Genomic DNA, 24,225 nt, shown 5'->3' with positions numbered 1-24,225 from the left:
GTTCTTAGGAAGAGTTTATTATTCCTTTGAATGATTGATAAATAATGTCTTTCTACTATTGCCTTAAATCAATAGCTATTTTGATTCGCTTAGGGAATTCCATGACAGAATATGTAAATTCCTTTTCCAAGTTACAATTTATCAGTTTTAAGTATTTATTATCAAAATCATGTGGCATAAATTTAAATATCAGGCAAATATTTGATAATCATATGAAAGTGATTTTAAAACATGATTTTATTAAAACTTAACCTCATATGGTCCTGATAACGTATTAATTATTACAGCAGAATTTCTTATATTTATATATAGATTGTGTTCAATTTGATTTTACAGTAAGTTTATTTTTTATAAATGCACTTTTTCAGCAAGCTAATTTTCTTTTTACTAATCATTACAGTTTCTTATCAAGAGTTGTCAGCTCAGGTTAATTCCGGCAATGTTTCAATTCAAGGTCATATTAAAGAATCTGCAAGCAATGAACCTATTGTAGGTGCTGTGGTGAGCATACCCGCAATCAATTTGACAACAGCGACGGATACCTCAGGATTTTATTCTCTGAGTTTTGAAACCATAGACACACTGGAAGTCATGTTTCTGATGCAGGGATATAATACACAGAAATTAATGGTCTGGGATTCTCAGGTACTTGATATCAAACTTGTTTCAGAGCATAACCTTTTGAAAGAGATTACCATCCTTGGAGAAGATACAAGTTATTTAAGCAGTGATGTACAAATGAGTAAAATCAACCTGTCGATGAAACAGGTGAAAAGTGTTCCGTCATTGTTAGGAGAAAGAGATGTGATCAAAGTACTTCAGCTCATGCCGGGCGTGCAAAAGGGAAGAGAAGGGAATACTGCCATGTATGTCCGCGGCGGTGGCCCTGATCAGAATCTTATTATGCTGGATGGTATGCCTTTTTATAATGCTTCGCATTTATACGGGTTCTTTTCTCTTTTTAATTCAGATGTGCTTCAGAATGTAGAATTTACCAAAGGAGCTTTTCCAGCAAGGTATGGAGGTAAGCTGTCCTCTGTGTTGGATATGACCATGAAAGAGGGTAATAAAAAAGAATATCATGGAGAGGCTGGTATTGGTATTCTTTCTTCCAAGATCATGCTCGAAGGGCCTATAAAGAAAGATAAGTGTTCCTTTATCATAGGAGCAAGAAGAAGTTATATGGACCTCCTGGTGAGTCCGTTCCTTCCTGATACGATGAATGCTTCTTATTACTTTTATGATATTAATGCCAAAGTGAATTGGGATATCAATTGCCGAAATAAGCTCAGTCTGAGCTTTTATAATGGTAAGGATAATTTTAAAAGCAATTATAAAGACATTGATTTTGCGAATAAAGTTAACTTGAATTGGAATAATTTACTTGGTAATCTAGTCTGGGATAACATTATTTCTGAAAATCTATCTTCAAGGCTTTCTGTAGGTGCCAGTAAATTCTATATAAAGACAAAACAATATTTATTTGAGGATACTACTGCTTATGATTATGATTATAGGTCTTCTATCAGAGATATTACTCTTAAATACGAAGTGGGATATAAGGTATCTGATAAGCATAAGATAAATGGTGGTCTACAGATGATCTTTCATCATTATACTCCAGGAGCTTATATTGAAAAAGAATCAGGGAAAACTTCAGACATGTCAGATGCGTCCATTGAGTCCATTGAGTCGAAGGAGATGTCAGCCTATGTTGAAGAAACAGGCATTCTCACATCCTGGTTCTCTTACAATTTAGGAGGCAGATTTACAAGATACAGTGTAAGGAATAAAGCATATTTCAGGTTTGAACCAAGAGCATCAATGGCTTTTCATTTAACTAAGAAGTTTGCGATCAAAACATCTTATGCTGAAATGAATCAATATGCATTGATGCTATCCCAATCCATATTAGGACCTGCATTGGATTTATGGGTGCCAGCAACAGATAAAATTATTCCTCAAAATTCCAAACAGATAGCTTTGGGCATTGCGCAGGATTTTAAGCATAATATTTCATTAACCATAGAAGGGTATTATAAAAGAAGCTCAAATCTGGTTGAATATAAAGAAGGAGCTGGTTTCCTTGTGAAAGATGCTGATGATAAGGGAGTATATCAAACCTGGGAAGAACAAGTAACGCAAGGAAAAGGTTGTACTTATGGAAGCGAGGTGATGCTTCATAAACGGCAAGGAAAGTTGTCAGGATGGCTAGCTTATACTTTATCCTGGAACTGGATGCAGTTTAAGGAAATTAATCTTGGTAGAAAATATCCCGCAAAATATGATCACAGACACGATGCTTCTGTAGTTATTATTTATAAGCCCAAAGAAAAGTTTTCTTTGTCTTTAACATGGGTTTATTCCTCTGGCAATGCTTTTACTCTACCCATGAGTATTTCACGTAATTCAAACGGAATGCCAGATTATATTTCATGGGATGATTATTATACTGTTTATTCCGCAAAAAACAGTTACAGAATGCCGGCCTATCACCGACTCGATCTTGGTGCTCAATTTTACAAATCAAGTAAAAAACGCATCTCCAGGGTATGGGACATAAGCATTTATAATTTATACAACCGCGAAAATCCCTATTATTATTTTCTTGCAAGGGATGGTAAAACTGTATTCGGTGGAAGAAGATTGCCTCACTATAAATTGAAAAAAGTTATTCTGTTTCCTATTATTCCTTCAGTTTCATATAGATTAATTTTCTGATGACTCGATCTCCTTTATTAATTGCATTTATCCTTATATCAATTTTTTTGATAAGTTCCTGTATAAAAGAAGCAGATGAGGTGGCAATCCCTACTTCTTTAAAAGACATGAAAATTATTGTGAATGGTTTTGTAGGAAGAGATGAAGCAAAGGTTTCATTATGTCAGACTTTTCCATTTTTCAACAAAAATGGATACTCTTTTGATAAGCAATATATAAAAGATGCCATGGTAACTATTTCTTCAGGGAAGGATACAGTTAAGTTGTACTATCATGATCAGGGTTTTGGTGAAATTTCTTATTACAGTCATTACGGCAAACTTCCATTAGATTTTATTCCTGGACAAAAGATCTATCTCAATGTTGATCTTCCGGACGGAAGACATGTAGATGCTGTAACTATAGTTCCTGATACGATCAATGTAATAGCAACACGAATCGATTCTATGTATACAGAAAGGGACTGGATTTATGGATATAAGTATGTCAATCAATCATTAAACTCAGAATATGCATTGAACTTCTATGAGAATTTTAAGCTATATGAGATAGTTATGGATTTTTCAAAAGACACAACTCATAATTCTTTTTATATGTTTAGTGTGCCTAGGCAATTTATGCCATCGGATGGCACTTATACGACATCATACATTTATAATGAAAAAGAATTTGCTTCAGGTGAAATATCAGTGCGTTATGGTCTAAGTCATCATCTCAATATTATTTCTTTCAATAAAAAATTAAAAGAATATATATTAAGTAAATCATCTTCCAATAAACCAATACCAGTTGACCCCATTAAGTCTTTGGACAGTACTTCTATATTAGAAGAACCTTTATTCTCGGAACCTATATATTACGATTACTATTCAAATATAAATGGTGGTTTAGGCTTTTTTGAAGCGTATCAGGAAAAGGTAGTTTTTGCGGAGAAATGATCTTTGTACAATTGATAGAAAAGATCTCTTCTTTTTTTATATAAAGTAAGTCTGATTAAATATCTCAATAAAACAGAACAGCATACTCAAACAATCAGGTTTGAGTATGCTGCTTAAATTATCAGCTTTCTACCGGTTCACCACCGTTAGGATGAATGACCTGACCTGTTATGTAAGAAGCATCTTTGGATGCAAGAAATACATAAGCTGGCCCAACTTCAGAAGGTTGTCCTGGTCTGCCTAATGGAACTTGTTTCCCGAAGCTTGTTACTTTATCAGGTGGAAAAGTAGCAGGGATCAATGGAGTCCATATAGGTCCAGGTGCTACTGCATTTACTCTTATCCCTTTTTTTGCAAGACTGCTTGCTAGGGATCTGGTAAAAGAAACAATAGCCCCCTTTGTGGATGAATAATCAAGCAGTGATTCTTTCCCCCGATAAGCAGTAACTGAGCTGGTATTGATGATGCAATCACCTTCTTTTAACTGCTTTAATGCTGCCTGAGAAAGATAGAACATAGAATAGATATTGGTGCGGAAAGTTCTTTCCAGTTGTTCTGCTGTTATTTCCTCCAGAGATCCTTTTACGTGCTGTTCTGCTGCGTTGTTGATAAGGATATTCAAACCTCCCAATTGCTTGCGGGTTTCTTCTACAGCCTTATTACAAAAATTCTGGTCACCAACGTCCCCTGATATCAGAAGGCATTTACGGCCTTCCTGCTCGACCAGTTTTTTTGTTTGCTCTGCATCTGTATGTTCTTTCAGATATACAATAGCAATGTCCGCACCTTCTTTAGCGAAATGAACTGCTATGGATCTTCCAATGCCGCTATCTCCACCAGTGATCAAAGCAATTTTACCTTTAAGCTTATCACTGCCTTTATAGTCACTCCGGATAAACTCTGGTTTTAGCTGCATCTCTGCTTCAGAGCCCGGCTGTTCATTCAGATGTTCCGCCGGTAATGATGATGGTTTATATTCCATTGTTTCAGTTTTTTAGCTGCTTGTTAAGTATAAGAACACAATGTGAGAAATGTTTGAATGAGTATATCATGCTCTTATGACAAGAATTGAAGACCTGAATGAGGATTGTAAACTGACTTTCCTTCAGAAAGATGTAATCTCCTGTTATATTCAAAGGCTGCTACAGTTCCGTAAATGATGTGTGCAATGACCAGATTTATAAGATAACTTTTTCTGTCAATTTTAGGAGGGTTACGATGTAAGTTCATATATACATACCAAACAGCAATGGCTATTAATCCGTTAGTTAAGCCCAAAGTTACACCTCCTGTTAGGTTGGGCTTTGTGAATCTGTTTTTCCATAGAAGGTGATAACAATAGAGAAAGAATATTCCTATTGAATAATGTACCAAAGTGCCTGTTGCTTTTATTTGGGCAATTGAAAATACTCCTTTTTCGTTATGTGTTTTGTTGGTAAGTAATCTTCCAAGTATCCTTATTACCCTCATTTGTTTCTTTGATATCTCAGAAACAATTTTCATGTATAGGGTCATATAATTTGTAGCATCCACAGCAGTCCGGACCAAATATTTATTTTCCCTGTAAACTGTAAATAGTTTTAAAGCTGTCTTTACTTTTTTATACAAATTTTTGAGCATAGCCACATTATTTAAATAACATTATGATCATTAGAAAAGGATCTCATATGTATATTTCATCCCTCTCTCAAACCACAAAACATTTATTTTATCAGACTTTATAACATAAATAAAAAAGTTATAGTTTTCCCTATTTACTTGTGTTATGGATAATGAAATGAATGGAAATAATAAGTATTTAATGTTGTTATTATGGATGCAAGGAGGTTATTTTTTTATAACCGGTGTCTGGCCTTTAGTTCATATTTATTCATTTATGGTTGTAAGCGGACCTAAAACTGATATTTGGTTGGTGAGGACCGTAGGTATATTAATTACGTCCATTTCTTTGGGGTTACAGGCTTCTGCAATTATGAAGAAAGCCGAAGTTCCAATAATGATTATAGCATTCGGATCGGCTCTCGGTCTTTTATTTGTGGATGTAATCTATGTGTCTAAAAATGTAATTGCAGAAACTTATCTTGCAGATGCTTTTGTTGAAATGTTATTTTTGATAAGCTGGCTGATCATATTCTGGAGATTAAGGAAATAGCAACGCTTTTGATTGTATTTAATACAACCCTTATAAGTTCCTGTTAAATGAAAAGGAGCAATGATATCAATAAATAAATTAGTTGATAACTAAATGCTGATTGAACTAAGATGGTAGGTAATTATTGTATATAGTTCCAACTTAAGTAAACTTTATTCGAATACATACTTGCGGGTACCCTTATCATTAAGTTTTATCATAGTAAATAATTTTTTCCAAAACGGTTGTTTCGAAGAAGTGTGGAACAGAGGGTTTAATGGGATGAAGGATTCCCTTATATAAGTTATCATATCGGGCTTTTGAAATGCAAATTCACTATCTACTATCGCAATGTGGGGTACAAAAATTTTCCCATTAGTTAATACAATATCTACACCCATAGTATCCTCAATATGTGATTTGTAATTACCTATTTCTGAATAATTTTTCTGAATTCGTGAAATGAAATGTAGGATTGCTTTTTGTCTTTCCGAGGTTTTATTTGTAAACATATAATTGAAAATTGAAACAGGATTCGACGGTTTCTTTAAAAACACTTTGGATTTTTCTAAAGAGCTTTAATCAAGTATAAATAGGTTTATATAATTAATGGATTACAGTTTGAATTTTGATTTATTTATGCTGGGAAGAATCAGCAGAGCGGGAGAAAATCTTTCTGATAGTGTTAAAGATGAATGAATTAGGGCCATAAAACTGTACTTGAAAGTTTAATTTAATTTGTTAAAAATTATTTTTAAAAGTTAAGGTTAGGTTATATACGTTTAGTAACAATTTTAGTTTTATGTAATCATTTGGAGTGTTCCATTTCTTGCACGAATCAATTGAATCGGTCTTAATCCAGAATGTTATAATTTTCCGAAATTCAGAGCATTCCCCTTAATTGTGAGAAATGCTCTGATCGGAAAAAAAATTATACATATTTTCCGTGTTCCGGAATAGCAATAGTTTCAAACTCTTTACTCAGTTTATCCAGACCATTGGCTAATTCCTTACCTTCCATTGCAGTTCCATGTCCTGATATTACGAATTCAGGATGAAGAGCTTCAAGTTTTTTTACAGAATCCCATGCTGCTTTCCAGTCAGTGGTTAAATATCTTGGAGGGCCATTCACTTCAGCCTTTTGCATCATCACTTTGTATAAAGAATCTTGTCTCACGGTAACAAAGGCATCACCGGCGATAAGAGCTTTATCATTCTGACGAAAGAAAGATACATGACCGGGAGAATGTCCTGGTGTATGAATCCATTGCCATCCAGGCATTCCAGGTACTGTGTGATCGTCGGGTAGAGGCTTTAGTGCACCTTTTATATTGATAGGTTCTATCGGATACATAAAGGATAATTTAGCCAGTAAGCCACCGTTCACAGTCGGATCAGGGACAGGATAACTTTTTTCTCCGGTAAGATATGGAAATTCAAGAGGATGCGCATAAACGGGAACTTTCCATTCTTTGAGAAGATCTACCACACCTCCCACATGATCGAAATGTCCATGAGTTAAAAGGATTGCAGAAGGTTTACGTTTTTCTCCAAACCTTTCTTTGATAGCAGATAAGATCACTGAAGAAGCATTAGGCATTCCAGTATCAATCAGTACCCATTCCTTTTCTTTAGGTAAACCGTATAGAATAAAGTTCACGATCTGATCAGTATAGTAATAAATATCTTCACTGAGTTCTTGGCCTTTTCCGCTAGATATAGATGTTACCGGTATGGATTTATTATCCTTGCTCTGATGCATTTGTTCTTTCTTCATCGTTTATTGAAAGTATCAATGGTTAACATCAGATTATAGTAAAGGTTATAAAAGAAGACTCTGATTTTTAGAAACTAAGATTAGAGGTTGTGACATACTTCGATTATGGTCAATGCTTGCATTCGGTAGAACTCTTGCTTAAGAGTTAATACCAGTCTCTCTTAACCATATTTTATTTTATCAAAGTTTATCTGACTTTTGTTTTTCTTTCTTCCTTTTCTTTTTTAATCCGTTGACCCACTCCATCGTCGACACCTCTTCCTGATTGCATAGGAGAATAAAGAGTTCCAGTGGTATCCTTGGCAGGAGGTGCAAAGCGTATCTGATACTTGTGTGCATAGTTAGCAGAAATTTTTTTCTGTAAAATGGGGAGATAAATGATGGAAAAATAAAAAGCTTTCGCCTTGGGCCTACAGGAATTTCTTTTCTTGGATGAAAATAAGACCAGATAATAACATCTACAATTAAATAGGGATCATCCATAGCCTTCATACGAGGTTTACCTCCACTATAATTTGCTGCATGTCCCCACCATGGAGTATCTGCACCCCATGGCTCAATGGTAGTAACTTTTATATGCTTATATCCTGCAAGCCGTAGTTCCTGGTTTATAACTTCTCCTAAACTTCTTACACCCGCCTTAGAAGCTGAATAGGAGCCCTGATATGCCAGAGGCACTTCGCTGTCATTGATCCGGTATTGATAAGTATACCATATTTCTGAGCTTTGAAGATCTTAATAGCTTCATAGCTTCCATATATTACTCCTTTCAGATTTACATCTATTATCCGTATATGATCATTTATTGGAATGTCCCAAAAAGGACCTATTGCTCCAATACCGGCATTATTGATCCATGCATCAATATGCCCAAATCTTTTTAGTGTGGTATCAGCTAATCTCAGTATATCTTCATATTTGATAACATCAGTTCCTACAACCAACGCTGAGCCTTCTTGCAGCAAGCACTATATTAGCCTTGTGTTCTCCGAGTTTAAGAGCTACTCCTTGTCCAAAGCCACTGCTCGTCCCTGTTATGACAAATGTTTTTCCTTGAAGTTTTTTTGTTTCAACACGGGATGTTTTATGTGAACAGCTATTACTAGAAATCATAATAACAAGAAGGAGTGAGGCTAGCAAAAAAGTTTTTAACTTTAAGGTATAATCATATAAATTGTCTTATCTCAATCTGGATTTAAGTGTTACAAATAAGGTCGGACATCTTAACAGATAGAGCGACTAATAGTTAAAACTATGTAAGGGTTTTGCTTCAGATTCAATTTGAACTTTTTGGAATAAAAGTAAGATTTGAGATAATTCAATCTTTCTTTAAAAAATAAAAAATAGTAGCCGCTAAACCGGCTACTATTCAATATAGTTCAGGTAATCTTAATAGGTTCGGATTGCCCTGTTAATAAATTATTCATGCCCGTGAGTCTTTACGAGTTTGTTGTAAACCCCAAAGAGCAGAAACGGTGCTGCCCATTGGCCTACAAACAAAGCATCCTTTTCTCTTCTGTTTAGTTTTAATGTTAAAGATGCTGCCATAGAACCTATAGCAGCCCATAAATAAACATCAGATGGTAGTTTAGCCGTTTGTGTTTCAATAAATTTGGCAATTTTCCCTTCCCTGAAATCTTCACTATTAATTTTAGTTTTGATGTCGTTTACGAATGTTCCAATGCTTTCCTTCATAACTATCATATTTTTTCTTTTAAGAAAACAGAGGCGATGTAACCATCGTTCCTTGAACTTATTTTCATTGTTAATTTGCCTAATATTCAAATTGAGTTTAATGAAAGTTACTTTAGTTCATAGCAAGGTATGAAGAAAAGCAAATAAGCTTTAAAGTATTTGACTCTAAATGGAGATATAATGAAGGAAGAAATTGGAGAAAATACTCATAGGAAATCAAGTAGCATTGAATAGCTCTATCTTTTAAGTATATTTACGTTTGTTAAAGAATGTCATGAAATAGATGTCCATTTTTTAGCTTATGAATTCATTATTTGATAATATAAGTTAATAGTCAGTGAAGTTGCATTTAAGATACCCGAAAGAAAAGCTTTGGTAAATCGCGAACAACTTCTTCCTTTTAAAATATTTAACATGATTATAAAGAAATTACTTGCTCCACTAGTAAATAATAAAATACTTAAAGAAGCTGAACATTGTTATATAGCCTCTGCTGCCATTTCAGAGCCTGCTTTCGATCTTCTGATGAGTAATCTGCCAAAACATTGTAATGTTGATATTGTTACAGGGTTTGATTTACCTATTCATCCGAATGTGCTTTGGAAAATCCTCAAAAAATATCCTGGTAGAGTAACGTTGAGAATCTTTACCAGAAATGTCTTTCATTCCAATCTGTATATTTTTGATTTGCCTTTCAGGAAAAGGACTGCGTTTGTCGGCTCCGGGAGTCTTACATTGGGAGGGTTGAAGGATTATGAAGAGCTTTCTTATAAAATAGATGTAGAAAGAAACGTAGAAGACTTAAAGGCTTGGTTCAGATCTTATTTTGATATTGGTATAGATCTTTCTGAAAAAATTATTAAGGAATACGAAATACTATATCCTTCAATAGTTGCAAGGGACAATGCTATGAAAGAAGACATGAAGCAATTGACGGATCTCATTACAGGACGCTTTAATTTGGATGATAAGAGATTATCCAAGCAATATTTCCAAACAGATGATTATTCTACTCTGCATAATAGCAAAGTTTCTTTAAATACTCAATTAGTGCATCATGAAAGGGTGATGCTTCGGAATAAGCTGCTGGAGCTGCATGAACAATTAAAATCTTATTTGCATAAATTGAAATTATATGAGAATGATGATCCGGAGCAAATAGTAAGTAGTCTTGATCCAATGTTTCATTATGAACATAAAGTAAAGGCTATGAGGCTGGCTTATGGCAGAAGCAAAAAAGAATTGGAGGATCATAAGTCAAAGCTCACGGATCTTGTAAACATTCAGTTAGTGCTGAAGTCTCAGGAATTTGGGATCAATTTATCGTTAGGAAATCCTAATAGCGGATCAGAGGATCGTGAATATTTTCAGAAAGAAATGAATAGTGAAGAGTACAGAAAAAAATTCTATGATCTGTTAAAGGGATTAGGTAAAGGTTATTGGGTAGAGGTTGCGGGGGAGAAGAAGCAGGCAGATTCATTTGAAGATGAACAAGCCTTATGGAATTTTACTAATGCTGATCATCTTCAATATACTTTTATCATAGCTAGGAGTTATGCTGCTAATGATCCTGAGATAGCTGCTGATACTATTATTACCAGCATTCAGAAAGAGATTGATAAGTTAATTCATTTATACAGGATATTGAAAAAATCTTAGAGATGCCATGGGGGATCTCCTTTTCTACAAAACAGTCAATATAATCAGCAGGAGTAATTTAAAGTATCCTGATTTTAGGCTACACGTTGTTAAAAGATGCTTGACATACTTTAGGTCTCAAGCAATGAAGGACGCTTGCAATATTGAGCGCAAAAGAATATTGACCTTGTTTTTATTGATCCGTATTTATCCTGAAAAACTTCGTATATATTTTATAACCTCCTGTTTTTTACTTATATTTATATAACAGCAATTAGCTTTTTTATACTATGAAGCATTATAAGTTCTACACCAGAGAGTTTGGTATATCAGATATTGGGATTCATTTGTTAAGAAATAATTTTAATTACAATACGATAAATTTTAAAGATATTACATCGCTGGAGATAGGAAGAGGAAAGCTAATAAGAAATTGGATTTTTGTTTTCATTTTTGGAATAAGCCTGATCGCATTCAGTATTTATTATGCGTTTGTACTTATAGATGTTTTAAATGATCCGTCTACTAGAAAGATATATATTGAAGAATTGATGGTTCCTGTTCTACCTGCTTTATTAGGTGGATTTTGCATATATTCTTCAAGAAGAAATGGAATAGTTATCAAGATCGAGCATAACGGCAAAAAGAGTTCATACTCTCTGGAGGATATTATTAAAAATAATCAATATGAAGATTTTGTTGACTATCTGGTCTTTAATGTAAAAGTTTATTCAAAGATTAAGCTTATTAATAATCACAGTAAACTTGCTTCTATTGAATAATTTTCATCATAATAGAGACGCCATACATGGTTTATGCATACAGGACACTTAATGCACTAATCTTATTTATTTCAGCAGGGGGCTAGTCTTTTAGAACCAACACGTGATTCTTTGAATTCAACATACTTGGAATCATTGACTAATCTATATTCATATGTGGTTGTAAAGTATTCAAAGGTATCTTTATTATCTTCATTATTTTCAACCTCAAGTGTTTCTGTTCCGCCGCCAAAACATCCATAAAAACTGTATTCTACCTTGTAGTTTCCTTCTTTAATCATACTCTGAATATCTGCTTTCCCTCCTTTGATTTTTAAGCTTAGGCTCACAGGAGGTAGCAAATAAGAGGCCTATGATAATTAATAGTTGTTTCATGAAATGTCAGTCTATGAACTGGGATAATGTATTCAACAATATTACAAAAAATCAAATTTGTCAGTTGTCTAATTGCTTTGATTTTTAGATAATATACGGAATTAAATTGAATCTTATTTAAGGGAGTATTGGTATGCACAAATATTTTCTCTGATATGGGAGGCTCTTGGATGTTTACAAACGAATCCTTTGATAAAATGATTCACCCCTTGCAACTTATCAAAATTTAACATTGTTGCTTTTTAAAGGGCTTGATTGCTTTGTGGCATTAATAGCTTAAAGCATTCTTGTGGCAAACAGGTATAGTTCCACCCTGTATGGTAAGGAACAATAAAAGACGATATTTTGATATGAAAAAGGTACATAAGGCATCAAGTGATAAGTTAGCGACTATGGCCTCCCATGTGCTTCAGGATGAAAATTCAAGTAAGAGGGCTAAATCATTAGCAGGAAGTGTTCTTGCACAACATGAGCCTCATGAGGAGGATAAAGATAAAGAAAAAGAGAACGATCAATAATAAACAGAAACGATACAAAGCCTATGAATAATAGGCTTTTATTTTTACTTTCAAAGATTAATAGTTTTAATAGTCTCTGGGTTTATGCGACTCCAGAATTTTGATTATGCAATGGCTTCCCTTACCAGGTTGCGGGCGATCTTATCCACTTTGCGATTATAATTTTCCGTATCTGATTTTTTTTGGTGAGCTTTTACTTTTATTAGTTCAATGTTATTGTTTTCAATCAAGTGTATGAGTTCTTTTACCAGATCTGAATTTTGAATGGGAATACCTTTGTTAGATAAGTAGCTCTTTTTTTTTAATTTGTCTTTTCTGTCACTGATATTCACGACATACTGGCTATCTGAATAAACACGCGCCCTATCAAAATTAACGTTTTGATTTTTTATATACTCAAATGCTTTTAATACAGCCACCAATTCCATTCTATTGTGGCTAGTATTCATAACAGTTCCCTTTAAAATTATTTCTTTATTATTAATCAAAAGTAGTGCTGCCCAACCTCCTGTTTTTAATTCTGTATGGCAGCTTCCATCAGTAAAGATTTCTATGATTGGTATGTTCAATTATAAGTATGTTTTAAATATTTATAAACCTGTCGGTGTTTTTTATATCAATGAGTTTATTGGAAGGTAGATAATCTTTTCATCTATTAAAAGAATAGTTGATCATAAGAGAAAAGTTTTATTACATGCGGACAATATTCTATATTGATAAAAAATAATTTAGCTGGGACGATTACTTTTAAGAGGGGTTTTCACCTTGAATTTATACTTTAACATTAAGGCGGATGCATAAAGGGAGGAGTGTGTCGGGATGGACCTCCTGTATAATTGAATATTTTTAGAGTCTGGTTGAAAATCAGGTACTTATTTTTAAATTACACCAACAATCAGATATCCTAGCTATGCTTCAAAAAAGAAATTTGTCACAAGGACATCATTCCTACATCCTGATAGTATTATTGCCTTTTCTGGCTTTCAGCATGATGATGTGCAAAAAAGATAAAGAGGAACATTTTGCCAAAGCCCTTTACTTCAATAAAAAAAGTGAAAGTGACCATTTCATATTCTACTATGACGATGGATTGGACACTTCAAAAGCACAATTAATAGCGGAAGCATTGGAGGCCAGTTACGATTCTGTCATCAATCATCTGAAACCTGGATCTATACCGAAAATTAGAATCGTTATATGGTCTGAAAAGAATCAATTTGAAAAAGATATGGGGGGATGGGCGCCCGGTGCCGCAGGATATGTTTATGACAAAGAAGAGGTTCGTTTATTATATACTGGTGCACCGGGGATGCTCAGAGGTGCTGTCCATGAATTCACTCATGCTGTTACCTTATTCATTTCGGGGAGCATTGCCAATAATCCACGGTGGTTATGGGAATCAGTTGCTCAATATGAATGTGGTGAAAAAACAGATCTCAAAAAATTCTCTTTCATAGTGAATGGAGAATATCCCTCATTGGATGAGCTTAGTAAGGAACAAGGCTCCATGCAAAGAATTTACCCGTTGGGATATTGTATCAGTGAGTTTATAGTGAATACATGGTCTTATGATGGTTTACGGTCTTTGATTGTAAACAATGGAAATATTAAAGCATCTTTTGGGATAGAGCAGAAGGATTTTGAAATGCAATGGCATAATTTTATTGAAGAAAGATATCTTAAATAAGCAGGAATGATGCAATCTTCTTCTAGGAGAACATGCCAATAATTCAAACATATTCAAATGTTCAATATAATGAATTAAGCTATTCAGGCAGCTTAAATCAAAGTGCATGAAAGATAATTTTTCAACTCATCTGATCAGTATGCAAAATACCGACCGACCTATCCGGATGAGCTTTTAATTTTTTAAATTCAATTGTTGTAAGCAAAGAGTATGCATGGGATTGTGGAACGGGAAACGGACAAGTTGCATATGAATTAGCCAAAACTTTTGAAAATGTTTTTGTTACGGATATCAGCAAATCTCAAATTGATCATGCAAGAAGAGCCCAAATATTGCTTATTCTGTTCAGTCAGCAGAAGATACAGGCTTCCCGTCTCATCATTTTGATCTGATAACAGTTGCTCAAGCAATTCACAGGTTTGATTTTGATAAATTCTATTCAGAAGTGAGACGCACAGCAAGAAGTAACGCTATAATAGCCGTCATCGGATATGGCAGAATACAGATATCACCACATATAGACAGCGTTATTACTGAATTTTACATTAATACAATCGGAAGTTACTGGGATAAAGAAAGGAAATATGTTGATGAGCATTATGCTAACATTCCGTTCCCATTTGAAGAAATCAAAACGCCTTATTTTGTGAATGAGGTTCAATGGACAATAGAATATTTCGTAGGTTACTTAAATACTGGTCTGCTGTAAAACACTACAGTAGTCAGAATCACTGCAATCCGGTTGCAACGATATAAAACAAAGTATTGAGCAATATTGGGACGCAAAAGAGATAAGAGAGATTAGGTTTCCTGTATTATTACGAATAGGCAAGGTAAATATTCTGAAATAAACGGATGAATATCCCTTAGTCAATTTGTGGTAATGGGATTTTTTGTTTGTTTTTGGTGATATGCCAATTTGCCGATTCAATGGGAAAGTTAAATGTTATATTGCTCTTATATTCAGTTGATTGTGATTTTTTTTAACAAAGAGGCTCATTTCTGGTATTTAACTGAATTATAATGATAAGGGAACTATGACTTTAACTGGAACTCAAACGGAGATCTTTCCCAAAGGGGGGAAAATTTCGGCAGAACATTGTATTGGTAATGCCTGGATGAAATTGCTTGTTCCGAATGATGGAATGTTGCATTGCCAGGTGGGAAATGTCGTATTTGAGCCAGGGGCCAGAAACAACTGGCATAGACATCCGGGTGGTCAGATATTGATTGTAACTGAGGGTATCGGATATTTCCAGGAGAGAGGGCAGCCAATACAAATAATCAAAAAAGGTGAAGTAATTAATATTCCTCCTGATGTAGAACACTGGCATGGAGCTTCCCCTGAAAGTGAGTGTACTCATATTGCAATTACTACCAATACACAGAACGGAATCGTAGTATGGATGGAGCGAGTAACTGATGAAGTCTATAACCAGCCAGCCAATGGAAATTAAATGATGTCATAGTGGGAGTGGATATACATATACATATTATACTCTTACTCTTCAATAGAAATATCAGTTTTTTATATGATTTGAAATAATAACTGAAAGCGGTTTCAATAGCTATAACAGAGGATTTACATAATGACTAAAGTATTAATTTTAGGAGCAGGTGGTCGGATTGCAAAACATGCAATAAATCAATTGTTAGAAGAGACGGATGCGAAGCTAACTTTATTTCTGAGAAATGCCAGCAGGATTGGAAAGACAGACTCTTCAATCGTGATCGATGGAGATGTGATGGATCATTTGAAATTAAAAGAGGCAATGTCCGGACAGGATATCGTATATGCAAACCTTGCAGGGGAAGTGGATAAGATGGCAAAGGTCATAATAGAAGTAATGAAGGATGTTGGTGTAAAACGATTAATCTTTATTACTTCTTTAGGTATCTATGATGAGGTTCCAGGAGCTTTCGGTGAATGGAATAAAAGCATGATCAGTCAATACTTAGGTCCATATGGAAAAGCGGCAGAAATTATTGAAAATTCAGGTCTGGATTATACCATAATAAGACCAGCTTGGTTAACAGACTATGATGAAATAGACTATGAAACTACTCAAAAGGGTGAACCTTTTAAGGGAACGGAGGTATCGAGAAAGAGTGTTGCTGAGTTAATCGTAAAACTGATCCAACATCCGGAATCTGCAATCAATAGAAGCCTTGGAGTGAATAAACCAGATACAGACGCTGATAAACCTGCTTTTTATTAAAATCAAATGGTGTATAAAGGGAAGTTTAATTAGTATCACAATTTATAAAGGAACAAGATCAGATAAAATGAAAACATGGAAAATGTACTTGTCCCTTTTTGTATTTACCATAATAATGCTGACTATTGTCCGATGCAGCAAAGGTCCTCTTCAGGAGAAAAATATAGATAATAATAGGGTAGGGTATTACTGGTCTCTTCTTAAAGAAGTATTTTAATCCTTTATCCATAATTTATGAATAGCAGTTGGGCAAGAGCTATAGAAGATTTTTAGAAATATCTTTTGCTGTGTTCAAACTCTTACTGGTGTGAAGCCTAAAATTTATTGAGAACTTTTGAATCTTTTTTGAGAAATCTGAATACCAATATTCCTGATATCGCATTAAAGGAGTTTTCCATGTTTCCGTTAAATTTTTTATCAGGAAGGTTTTGAAAGTTGGTGTATCCAAAGTTATACCTCATTCCTACTCCAAAATTTCTGAAAATATAATATTCAAAGTATGGAACAAACTCTATTACGTTGCAATTATAGTTTTTAGACCACCAGGCAGAATACTTTATCACGCCTCTTAAAAAAAGATTCTTAGTCAGAAAAACAGATCCATTAAGACCAATGGTAGGAAGGGGAACAAAAAGGCTCTTCTTTTGGATTAAATCTGCAACTGTAGTGCTTTTGATATTTAAGTGATAGAATATTCCGGCAACTCCGGCAAGAAATGCTAATCTGCTTCTTCCATTATTATAGAAAAAATTAGAATAGCATAAACTTGCATAGGTTAAGCGTAAAGTAGTTTGGACCTCGCTTCCAGCAAGGAAAGTAGCGTTACCATACTTTATATCTCTGGTGATTACTTCTCTTTCATTTCGATTGGTACTATACATATCAAAAGCTATATGAGAAACGTTTCCATAATTAAAAATGAAATTCAACCTGGGTGAAAATGTGGTTACTGGAAAACCTAAATCCTTGCGTAAACTTATCTGAGTGCCTTGACCATGTTCAGAATTTAGGCGAACATTTCCGAAGTTTGTTGTATGTGAAACGCCGAGGTGTATCGTCAGGAAGGGTCGGGGATAATAAGTTTGGTTCGTATCGGAAGTATTTTTAAATCTATTTGATTTTTTCCCTTTGCTCCATTTTGACCAGTAACTTTCTTTTTGTTCATTATTTTCAATTCCGGCTTTTAAAGGAAATTCCAAGCTTAGTAGAATCAGTGTACAAAGAAGAATACTTAAATTAAGAGTTTTCATAGCTACATTAAAAGGTACAAACTAGGAATAATGAGATAACTCCTTGGATGGAGAACTGTTGTGATTTCTTGAAAGTAATATATCGTAAAATTCAGGAAGAGTATTTTCGCTCTTCGTTATTGCTTCAGACTAGTAAACTTTCCAATTATATTATTGGAAAAATCAATTGTCTTACTTTGATGATAGAAATACTCCTTGATGGTTTGAAACTAATGGAGTAATTAATTCAGAATTTCGGTATTATGAACAATATTGAGATAAACAATAATATCAATTTAGTAAATGAAGTCCAAGTATCTTGTTTTAATAGTTTATAAAGATTTAAATTACTAATTGAAATCGCCTCCCATTTAATCTACTTTTGCTTTTTATAAATCTTAAAGTATGGCAAATATTTTTTATTAAAATAGCATATAGCACTAAAATGATGATTGCTATTGGACAGGTTCTGTGATTTTTAAGGATGAGATACAAGAATTATTGACAACAACAGGGCCTAGTAATAGTAAAGCCGCCATTAAATATCTGTTGAACAATAAAGAGCACCAGCGGCAACTTCAAAGACCTCTTTCAAAATATATGAATCCACTTAAAACCATTATTTTCATGCAGGGATGAAATTTCGGAACTGAAATAAAAGTATAGAATCCATTTAATCCAAATTACAAAGGTAATACCTAGCAGAATTCTGCCTGAGGCTTTTATAAAGGAACATTAATTTAATAAAGCTGTTACTAAATTTTAAATTATTAAATCTTTTATGATTCCTTTATGAGTGTATTAAGTTTGCTTAAGAATATTTTCATTGGTATGTTATTGTTGTTAGTTATACTGACAATAATTATTCTCATAAAAACAATACTATATCCTTTTGCAAAAAACGTAGCTACGCAAAGCGATTATAGAGATACAGACACTTCTTCTGCAGAACTGAAAAGATTTTCAGGTGGCATTAGAATACCCACCATTAGTAATCCGGATTACAGTCAAACAAATTTCAAACCATTTGATGAGTTCAAGGTCTATCTGCGCCAAAGTTATCCTGAAGTCTACAAATCAATGGATACAGCAATCATCAATGGTTATGGCCTTGTTTATCATTGGAAAGGAAAAAACGCCTCCTTAAAACCAGTTTTATATTTAGCGCATTATGATGTAGTTCCTGTAAATAACTATAATCCTTCTTCAGAAATAAAAGCACCTGTTATATTTAATGTTGATGACAAACCATCTCCTCCAATTACAGATATTCAAACCAAATGGGATTTCCCTCCATTTTCCGGTGCTATTACCAATGGCCGAGTATATGGCAGAGGGACACTTGATATGAAGTGTATGTTGTTTGGACTGATGGAAGCTTCATCTCAGCTCATAAACAAAGGATTTCAGCCTGATAGAGATGTTTTTTTTGCTTTTGGACAGGATGAAGAGGTAGGTGGTTTAAATGGAGCTGCCAAAATTGCTGAATATTTTAAATCGAAAAATATTGAGTTTGATGCTGTATATGATGAAGGTGGTATTATCGCTGCACCAGGACTTGCAGGTATAGGAAAATCCATTGCATTGATAGGTACAGCAGAAAAAGGTTTTCTTACTTTAAAAATTAAAGTGAAGGGAACAGGAGGACATTCATCTATGCCTCCACAAAATACTTCACTCGTGCAAGCTGCTAATATTATTCAACAATTAGAGAAGGATCAAATGAAGTCAGAAATTATTCCTCCTATGGAAAATTTTTTACGGAATGTAGGAGGTGAAATGAGTTTTATTTCCCGAGTGGCAATTGCAAATCAATGGCTGTTAAAACCACTGCTGACAAGTACTTTAACAAAATCAGCTAATACTAATGCACTGGTACGTACTACGACTGCAGTTACTATGGCTAAAGGAAGCGATGCTGCAAATGTTTTACCAACTGTTTCAGAAGTGGTAGTTAATTTCCGTTTGCTTCCAGGTACAAAAGTGGTGCAAGTTGTAAATCATGTAGAAGATATATGCCAGGGGTATGATACAGATATAGAGATCCTTTCCGAACGGGAAGCTTCAGATATTTCTCCTGAGAATACGGATGGATTTAATAATATGAAGAAGCAGATATCAAGACTTTATCCGTCTGCTATTACTACATCTTATCTGACTGTTGGAGGTACAGATGCTTACAGGTATCAAATAGTAAGTAAAAATATTTACCGTTTTCTGCCTCTTGAAATTAATGAAAACGAACAAAAAATTATTCATGGCTATAACGAATATATCAGCATTGATAATTATAGAAAGATGATTCATTACTTCAGGGGAATGATGGAGAAGCAATAAAGTAAAGTAATTTGTTACCTGAACTAAAAGATTATCTATTCTTTACTGAACAGTAAATTTTTTATTCTTCAAATCCATTTATTGGAAGTTCAAGCTGTTTATAGCTTTATAAAATTAAATTATAAATATGTTTGCATCCCTTGCAATTTTTCGCTTTTTCATTACTTTTAGTTCTTTTATATTTAGTAGTTAAGCCCTTGTTGCTTATGTTTCAGTCAATATGATACTATCGGTAATTTTCTTAAATGCCTTATAGGTCTTAAGATTCGCGCAATTAAAACACACTTTCATTTCAGTAACCGTTCTTTCTGTTCCTTGGTCAGGAACTTTTGAAGGATCTCCAGCAGGTCCAGTTCATATAGATCATCAGGGTGTTCAATGTCTGTAAGATATGGTGTCAGCCATTCATAGTTTGTAAGTAATAGCGTAGAGGTACTTACATCCGGCCATCCTGCCTGAGGCTCAGATTTTTTTAAATGTAATATCCTTTCCTGCCATTCCTTTACGTCTTCTGTAAACGGAAGTAAAAAGTCTCCTTCTTTTTTGATCGCATCTGAAATAGCTTTAATTCTGAATTTATCACTAGGCGAAGGCAAAGGCTTTGATTTAAGTATGATGCTTCCGATTCTTAAATCTTTAGAAGCTTTTAAGGTGCCATCTTCAGTATCCCATGAAATGACTTCCTGTTCTTTTACCAATGGTGCCAGATCTTTTGGATTTAAAGGAGAGGCTAAAAATATTTTGCCCATACCTTCCCTGGCATCAAGGTTGGCAATGGCAAGCCAGGATTCATGAGCCAATTCATCTTTATGACTTGCGGAAGCATATTTACCATTGGCAAGCTGAAACTGGGCATTATTACCAGGTCTGGCAAAGGCTATGCGTTCCGGATGGCAATGCGCTAATAAGACACCTGTCTCATAAGGATCTTGCTGGCCATTGTCTTCTTTTATATCAAAAAGCTTTCTGTAAGACGCCGCTACCTTTTCAATCCTTCCCAATTGCTTACCCTGACCCTTTTCTTTACGGTACCTTCTTAGTGCTTCAATTCTGACGTTAATGTCAATCCCAGCTTCTCTTTTTAATGGATCTCGCTCTTCCAGAAGAGCAGCAAGGTCAGTAGCAAGCGGAAGTCTGTTTTCTTCTTCAGCCATCAGAAGCATATGCGCAATTCTCGGGTGACATGGAAGTGAGTGAATTTTCTTTCCATGTTCTGTAATACGGCCATTTTCCAAAGCATTCAGCTGATGTAAAGTTTCTACAGCCTGAGCGACAGTTGCTTTAGGTGGAGGAGTTAGCCAGGTGAGCTGATGCGGATCAACTATTCCCCATTGAGCCATATCCAGCACCAATGAAGATAAGTCAGCCTCCATAATTTCAGGAATCCTGTGCTCGGTCATATTTTCCTGAATGCTTTCTGACCACATTCTGTAGCAGGTTCCAGGACTAAGTCTTCCTGCTCGGCCTGCACGTTGAGCTGCAGAATCTTTCGAAATTCTTTGAGTCACAAGCCTTGATAGTCCTGATTGAGGATCGAACTTAGAGGTCTTTCCAAAACCAGAGTCAACAACTATTTTAATGCCTTCGATTGTTAAACTTGTTTCTGCAATAGAAGTGGCGAGCACAATCTTACGCTTTCCGGTCTTGTCAGGCATAATAGCGCTATATTGTTTTCCTGGGGGCAACATGCCATACAAAGGATGAATAACAAAACCCTTGAGTTCTTTTCTTAGAATGCCTTCGCATTGCTTGATATCAGCTTCTCCGGGAAGAAATACAAGTGTATCTCCATCTTTTTCTTTCACAGCTTTGGTGACGACTTTCGCTGTCATTTCCGGAAGCAGAAACTGATCAGCTTCTCCAGTATATTTGATTTCTACTGGATATTGTTTGCCCTGACTCTGTGCAACAGGAGCTTTAAGGACCTGAGTCAGTTGAGGCATATCAAGGGTTGCCGACATTACCATAATGCGGAGATCAGGACGTAACCTTTGTTGAGCTTCTCTACAAAGAGCCATTGCAACATCAGCATGAATGCTGCGCTCGTGGAACTCGTCAAAGATTACAAGACCTACGCCTTCAAGACTGTTATCACTGTGTATGAAGCGGGTTAAAATTCCTTCGGTCAGAACTTCTATTCTTGTTTTATTGCTGACTTTATTTTCAAACCTTATCCTATAACCTATGCTTTGTCCAATGTCTTCTCCAAGCAGTGAAGACATTCGTTCTGCTATCGTTTTGGCAGCCAGTCTTCTCGGTTCAAGCATCAGCACCTTTTTACCTTCAAGCCATGGCTCATTAAAAATTGCCAATGGTAATAAGGTACTTTTTCCCGCTCCAGGAGGTGCATTTACAATAAGTGTATTTGATTTGCTAAGGTGCTCCTGTACAGCAGGAATAATTTCCCTTACAGGAAGGTCTATTGATAATGGATTAAATGACAAGTGATTATGTTTTTTTGAAAAAGCAAAGTTAATCAAGGATTAGAGAAAGTCTGATAAGTGGAAAAAAAATCTCATGATTTATTTCTCAATGTTAATCCGACAGGTTTATATGTTGATGGGAATATTTAACAAATTCTGCATTAGAATAAAAAATACTCTGCTATATGGGTGCTTGCTTTAAGTAAAGCACTTTGACAATTAGAAAGTTAAGGTTACTTTTGTGAATGATAAACACTTTTATTTATTGAATTCTTAAATGAAAAAACAACTACTGCTCTCTTTGCTGATTTCAGCTTCATCAACTTCTGTATCCTCATTTGTAAAAGCAGAAGTAATCAAATCCTCGGCGAAGCATAATCTGAAAGCCAATGAAATCTTGATAACGAAACAGCCGGAGGATGTTGCTGTATGTGTTGGTACTGGTGCATTATTTTATATTCAGGCGGAAGGTGAAAATTTATCCTATCAATGGCAGGTTTATACAGGCTTTGCTTATGTAGATATAAATGGAGCTGAATCGGATTCATATCTTTCCCCTCCGGTAGAAACTGAAATGAATGGTAGCCTTTACAGATGTGTCATTACAGATGGGAGCGAAACTAAAATTTATTCTGAATCAGGGAAGCTTACAGTAAGTGTGAACCCGACTATTATCTCTGATCCAGAGTCTGTTTCTCTATGGGAAAATGGAACAGCAGTTTTTGAGGTTGCTGCAACTGGCGGAGGCTTATCATATGCTTGGTTTACAGATAGGGGTGCTGGTCCTGAATACATAGAAGGAGCTAATTCTTCAAAACTAACATTGAACAAAGTAGGAACTGATCTAAGGGGGCAGAGTTATACGTGTGACGTAATCTCAAGTTGCGGAACAATTACTTCTGCATCTGCAGAGCTTAGTGTACATCAAGCTTCTCTATGTATGGCAAGCTATGATAAGAGTTCTGGAAAGAATGTGATTGTAATAGCATTGGATAAATCGGAAAATTATCCTGTAATTGATAGCTTCAGAGTATACAGAGATGGTCTTCAGATAGGGCGTATGGTAGGAAGTGATTATAGTGTATTTATAGATAACAGTTCACATCCAGAATCGGAGTCTTATTCTTACAGTATTGCAGTAAGAGGTTTTGATGGTAATGTGACGCCATTAGCTCAAGCGCACAAAACGGTCTTGCTTTCTCAAGATGAACAAGAAAGTGCAATCACTATTAACTGGAATGCCTATGAAGGTGCTGGTATTACAGAATATGCAATTTACAGAGGCACAGCCAAAGATGCTCTGGAATTGGTTACAACAGTTTCTGATGGTATTTATTCATTTACTGATTTAAATCCACCTGTTGCTGAAAAATTGTTTTACCAGATTGAAATGCACTGGGTAAGCTGTTTCCCTTCTGCACGTACTTCAGAAGATGTAGACCTAAGTTCTAATTTGCTGGAGGTAGAAAATGTAATCACGTCTTTGCAAAAGTTAGCTGCAGGTAAAATTAATGTTTATCCTAACCCTGCGAGGGAATATATATCTGTGGAAGGCCTTCAAGCTGGTGATGCAGTAAGTATAATGGATTTGTCGGGAAGAGTGGTTAAGTTGTTAGACGGATCTCAGAATACACTTTCATTATCAGGATTAGAAGATGGTATGTATATTCTGGAAGTAAACAATCAGGCAGGGAGAAGGTCAGTGCCTATTATAGTGAAATAAATTTATCGAAAGTATAAAACTAAAAGAGGCCG

Annotated in this window: 23 protein-coding genes and 1 pseudogene; 14 read left to right on the top strand and 10 right to left on the bottom strand. The window is 35.0% G+C overall.

What is annotated here, in order from left to right:
- Positions 1 to 354: 354 nt before the first annotated feature.
- On the top strand, positions 355 to 2,721 hold the full coding sequence (locus J7604_RS22140; RefSeq protein WP_293901024.1) for a TonB-dependent receptor plug domain-containing protein: 2,367 nt from the start codon (positions 355 to 357) through the stop codon (positions 2,719 to 2,721).
- On the top strand, positions 2,721 to 3,659 hold the full coding sequence (locus tag J7604_RS22135) for a DUF4249 family protein (protein WP_293901021.1): 939 nt from the start codon (positions 2,721 to 2,723) through the stop codon (positions 3,657 to 3,659). Before J7604_RS22140 ends, J7604_RS22135 begins: the two co-directional genes overlap by 1 nt.
- Before the next feature lie 121 nt (positions 3,660 to 3,780).
- Here J7604_RS22135 and J7604_RS22130 read toward each other — a convergent pair whose 3' ends face one another.
- Both J7604_RS22130 and J7604_RS22125 read right to left on the bottom strand, forming a co-directional pair.
- Complete coding sequence (locus J7604_RS22130) at positions 3,781 to 4,641, bottom strand: SDR family oxidoreductase (protein WP_293901018.1); 861 nt, start codon at positions 4,639 to 4,641, stop codon at positions 3,781 to 3,783.
- A gap of 74 nt (positions 4,642 to 4,715) precedes the next feature.
- Positions 4,716 to 5,279 carry a hypothetical protein gene (locus J7604_RS22125; RefSeq protein ID WP_293901015.1) on the bottom strand — a complete coding sequence of 188 codons (564 nt, stop codon included), beginning with the start codon at positions 5,277 to 5,279 and terminating at the stop codon, positions 4,716 to 4,718.
- Between the two features lie 157 nt (positions 5,280 to 5,436).
- On the opposite strand from J7604_RS22125, the gene J7604_RS22120 reads away from it, so the two are divergent.
- The gene (locus J7604_RS22120) at positions 5,437 to 5,811 is read left to right on the top strand and encodes a hypothetical protein (RefSeq protein ID WP_293901012.1); all 375 of its coding nucleotides are present in this window, start codon (positions 5,437 to 5,439) and stop codon (positions 5,809 to 5,811) included.
- Between the two features lie 910 nt (positions 5,812 to 6,721).
- Here J7604_RS22120 and J7604_RS22115 read toward each other — a convergent pair.
- The 4 genes from J7604_RS22115 to J7604_RS22100 all read right to left on the bottom strand — a co-directional run bounded on the left by J7604_RS22115 (position 6,722) and on the right by J7604_RS22100 (position 9,262).
- Positions 6,722 to 7,567: an MBL fold metallo-hydrolase gene (locus J7604_RS22115; protein ID WP_293901010.1), complete on the bottom strand. Its 846-nt coding sequence runs from the start codon at positions 7,565 to 7,567 to the stop codon at positions 6,722 to 6,724.
- Between the two features lie 180 nt (positions 7,568 to 7,747).
- Positions 7,748 to 8,245: a hypothetical protein gene (locus J7604_RS22110; RefSeq protein ID WP_293901007.1), complete on the bottom strand. Its 498-nt coding sequence runs from the start codon at positions 8,243 to 8,245 to the stop codon at positions 7,748 to 7,750.
- Positions 8,197 to 8,532: an SDR family NAD(P)-dependent oxidoreductase gene (locus tag J7604_RS22105; RefSeq protein WP_293901004.1), complete on the bottom strand. Its 336-nt coding sequence runs from the start codon at positions 8,530 to 8,532 to the stop codon at positions 8,197 to 8,199. The genes J7604_RS22110 and J7604_RS22105 overlap by 49 nt, the downstream gene beginning before the upstream one ends.
- Positions 8,533 to 8,986: 454 nt before the next feature.
- Positions 8,987 to 9,262 (bottom strand): hypothetical protein, encoded by a 276-nt coding sequence (locus J7604_RS22100; RefSeq protein WP_293901001.1) that lies wholly within the window; start codon positions 9,260 to 9,262, stop codon positions 8,987 to 8,989.
- Between the two features lie 414 nt (positions 9,263 to 9,676).
- Between J7604_RS22100 and J7604_RS22095 the strand changes: the two genes are divergently transcribed.
- Positions 9,677 to 10,921 (top strand): restriction endonuclease PLD domain-containing protein, encoded by a 1,245-nt coding sequence (locus J7604_RS22095; RefSeq protein WP_293900998.1) that lies wholly within the window; start codon positions 9,677 to 9,679, stop codon positions 10,919 to 10,921.
- 269 nt (positions 10,922 to 11,190) lie between these two features.
- Positions 11,191 to 11,682 carry a hypothetical protein gene (locus tag J7604_RS22090; protein WP_293900996.1) on the top strand — a complete coding sequence of 164 codons (492 nt, stop codon included), beginning with the start codon at positions 11,191 to 11,193 and terminating at the stop codon, positions 11,680 to 11,682.
- A gap of 71 nt (positions 11,683 to 11,753) precedes the next feature.
- On the opposite strand, the gene J7604_RS22085 is transcribed toward J7604_RS22090, so the two are convergent.
- Positions 11,754 to 12,011, bottom strand: a complete 258-nt coding sequence (locus J7604_RS22085; RefSeq protein WP_293900994.1) for a hypothetical protein — start codon at positions 12,009 to 12,011, stop codon at positions 11,754 to 11,756.
- A gap of 396 nt (positions 12,012 to 12,407) precedes the next feature.
- On the opposite strand from J7604_RS22085, the gene J7604_RS22080 reads away from it, so the two are divergent.
- Positions 12,408 to 12,575: a hypothetical protein gene (locus J7604_RS22080; RefSeq protein ID WP_293900992.1), complete on the top strand. Its 168-nt coding sequence runs from the start codon at positions 12,408 to 12,410 to the stop codon at positions 12,573 to 12,575.
- Between the two features lie 104 nt (positions 12,576 to 12,679).
- On the opposite strand, the gene J7604_RS22075 is transcribed toward J7604_RS22080, so the two are convergent.
- Positions 12,680 to 13,144: a ribonuclease H gene (locus J7604_RS22075; RefSeq protein ID WP_293900989.1), complete on the bottom strand. Its 465-nt coding sequence runs from the start codon at positions 13,142 to 13,144 to the stop codon at positions 12,680 to 12,682.
- Positions 13,145 to 13,485: 341 nt separating this feature from the next.
- On the opposite strand from J7604_RS22075, the gene J7604_RS22070 reads away from it, so the two are divergent.
- From J7604_RS22070 to J7604_RS22050, 6 genes and pseudogenes are all read left to right on the top strand, one after another.
- Positions 13,486 to 14,262: a hypothetical protein gene (locus tag J7604_RS22070; RefSeq protein ID WP_293900986.1), complete on the top strand. Its 777-nt coding sequence runs from the start codon at positions 13,486 to 13,488 to the stop codon at positions 14,260 to 14,262.
- A 191-nt stretch (positions 14,263 to 14,453) separates the two neighbouring features.
- Positions 14,454 to 14,683 (top strand): annotated as a pseudogene (locus tag J7604_RS27090) (class I SAM-dependent methyltransferase); the annotation flags it as partial.
- A 24-nt stretch (positions 14,684 to 14,707) separates the two neighbouring features.
- Positions 14,708 to 14,971 (top strand): hypothetical protein, encoded by a 264-nt coding sequence (locus J7604_RS22065; protein WP_293900983.1) that lies wholly within the window; start codon positions 14,708 to 14,710, stop codon positions 14,969 to 14,971.
- A gap of 328 nt (positions 14,972 to 15,299) precedes the next feature.
- Positions 15,300 to 15,719 carry a cupin domain-containing protein gene (locus tag J7604_RS22060; protein WP_293900980.1) on the top strand — a complete coding sequence of 140 codons (420 nt, stop codon included), beginning with the start codon at positions 15,300 to 15,302 and terminating at the stop codon, positions 15,717 to 15,719.
- A gap of 132 nt (positions 15,720 to 15,851) precedes the next feature.
- A complete protein-coding gene (locus J7604_RS22055; RefSeq protein WP_293900977.1) occupies positions 15,852 to 16,481 on the top strand; it encodes an SDR family oxidoreductase in 630 nt (209 codons plus the stop codon).
- A gap of 67 nt (positions 16,482 to 16,548) precedes the next feature.
- Positions 16,549 to 16,698, top strand: coding sequence for a hypothetical protein (locus J7604_RS22050; protein WP_293900974.1), 150 nt, complete (start codon positions 16,549 to 16,551; stop codon positions 16,696 to 16,698).
- Positions 16,699 to 16,795: 97 nt separating this feature from the next.
- On the opposite strand, the gene J7604_RS22045 is transcribed toward J7604_RS22050, so the two are convergent.
- Entirely contained in the window at positions 16,796 to 17,731 is a 936-nt protein-coding gene (locus tag J7604_RS22045; protein WP_293900972.1) for a hypothetical protein, read from the bottom strand.
- Positions 17,732 to 18,502: 771 nt separating this feature from the next.
- Here J7604_RS22045 and J7604_RS22040 point away from each other — a divergent pair.
- Positions 18,503 to 20,047, top strand: coding sequence for a M20/M25/M40 family metallo-hydrolase (locus J7604_RS22040; RefSeq protein ID WP_293900969.1), 1,545 nt, complete (start codon positions 18,503 to 18,505; stop codon positions 20,045 to 20,047).
- Positions 20,048 to 20,334: 287 nt separating this feature from the next.
- Here the strand turns inward: J7604_RS22040 and hrpB are convergent, their stop codons facing one another.
- The gene (gene hrpB, locus J7604_RS22035) at positions 20,335 to 22,491 is read right to left on the bottom strand and encodes an ATP-dependent helicase HrpB (RefSeq protein WP_293900966.1); all 2,157 of its coding nucleotides are present in this window, start codon (positions 22,489 to 22,491) and stop codon (positions 20,335 to 20,337) included.
- Positions 22,492 to 22,747: 256 nt separating this feature from the next.
- Between hrpB and J7604_RS22030 the strand changes: the two genes are divergently transcribed.
- Positions 22,748 to 24,193: a T9SS type A sorting domain-containing protein gene (locus J7604_RS22030; RefSeq protein WP_293900964.1), complete on the top strand. Its 1,446-nt coding sequence runs from the start codon at positions 22,748 to 22,750 to the stop codon at positions 24,191 to 24,193.
- The last annotated feature ends 32 nt before the right edge of the window (positions 24,194 to 24,225 follow it).

The sequence above is a fragment of the Sporocytophaga sp. genome (assembly GCF_017745095.1).
In the GTDB taxonomy this organism is placed as follows: Bacteria; Bacteroidota; Bacteroidia; order Cytophagales; family Cytophagaceae; genus Sporocytophaga.
The sequence above is the reverse complement of the archived record's forward strand: the minus strand, read 5'-3'. Positions and strand labels throughout refer to the sequence as shown.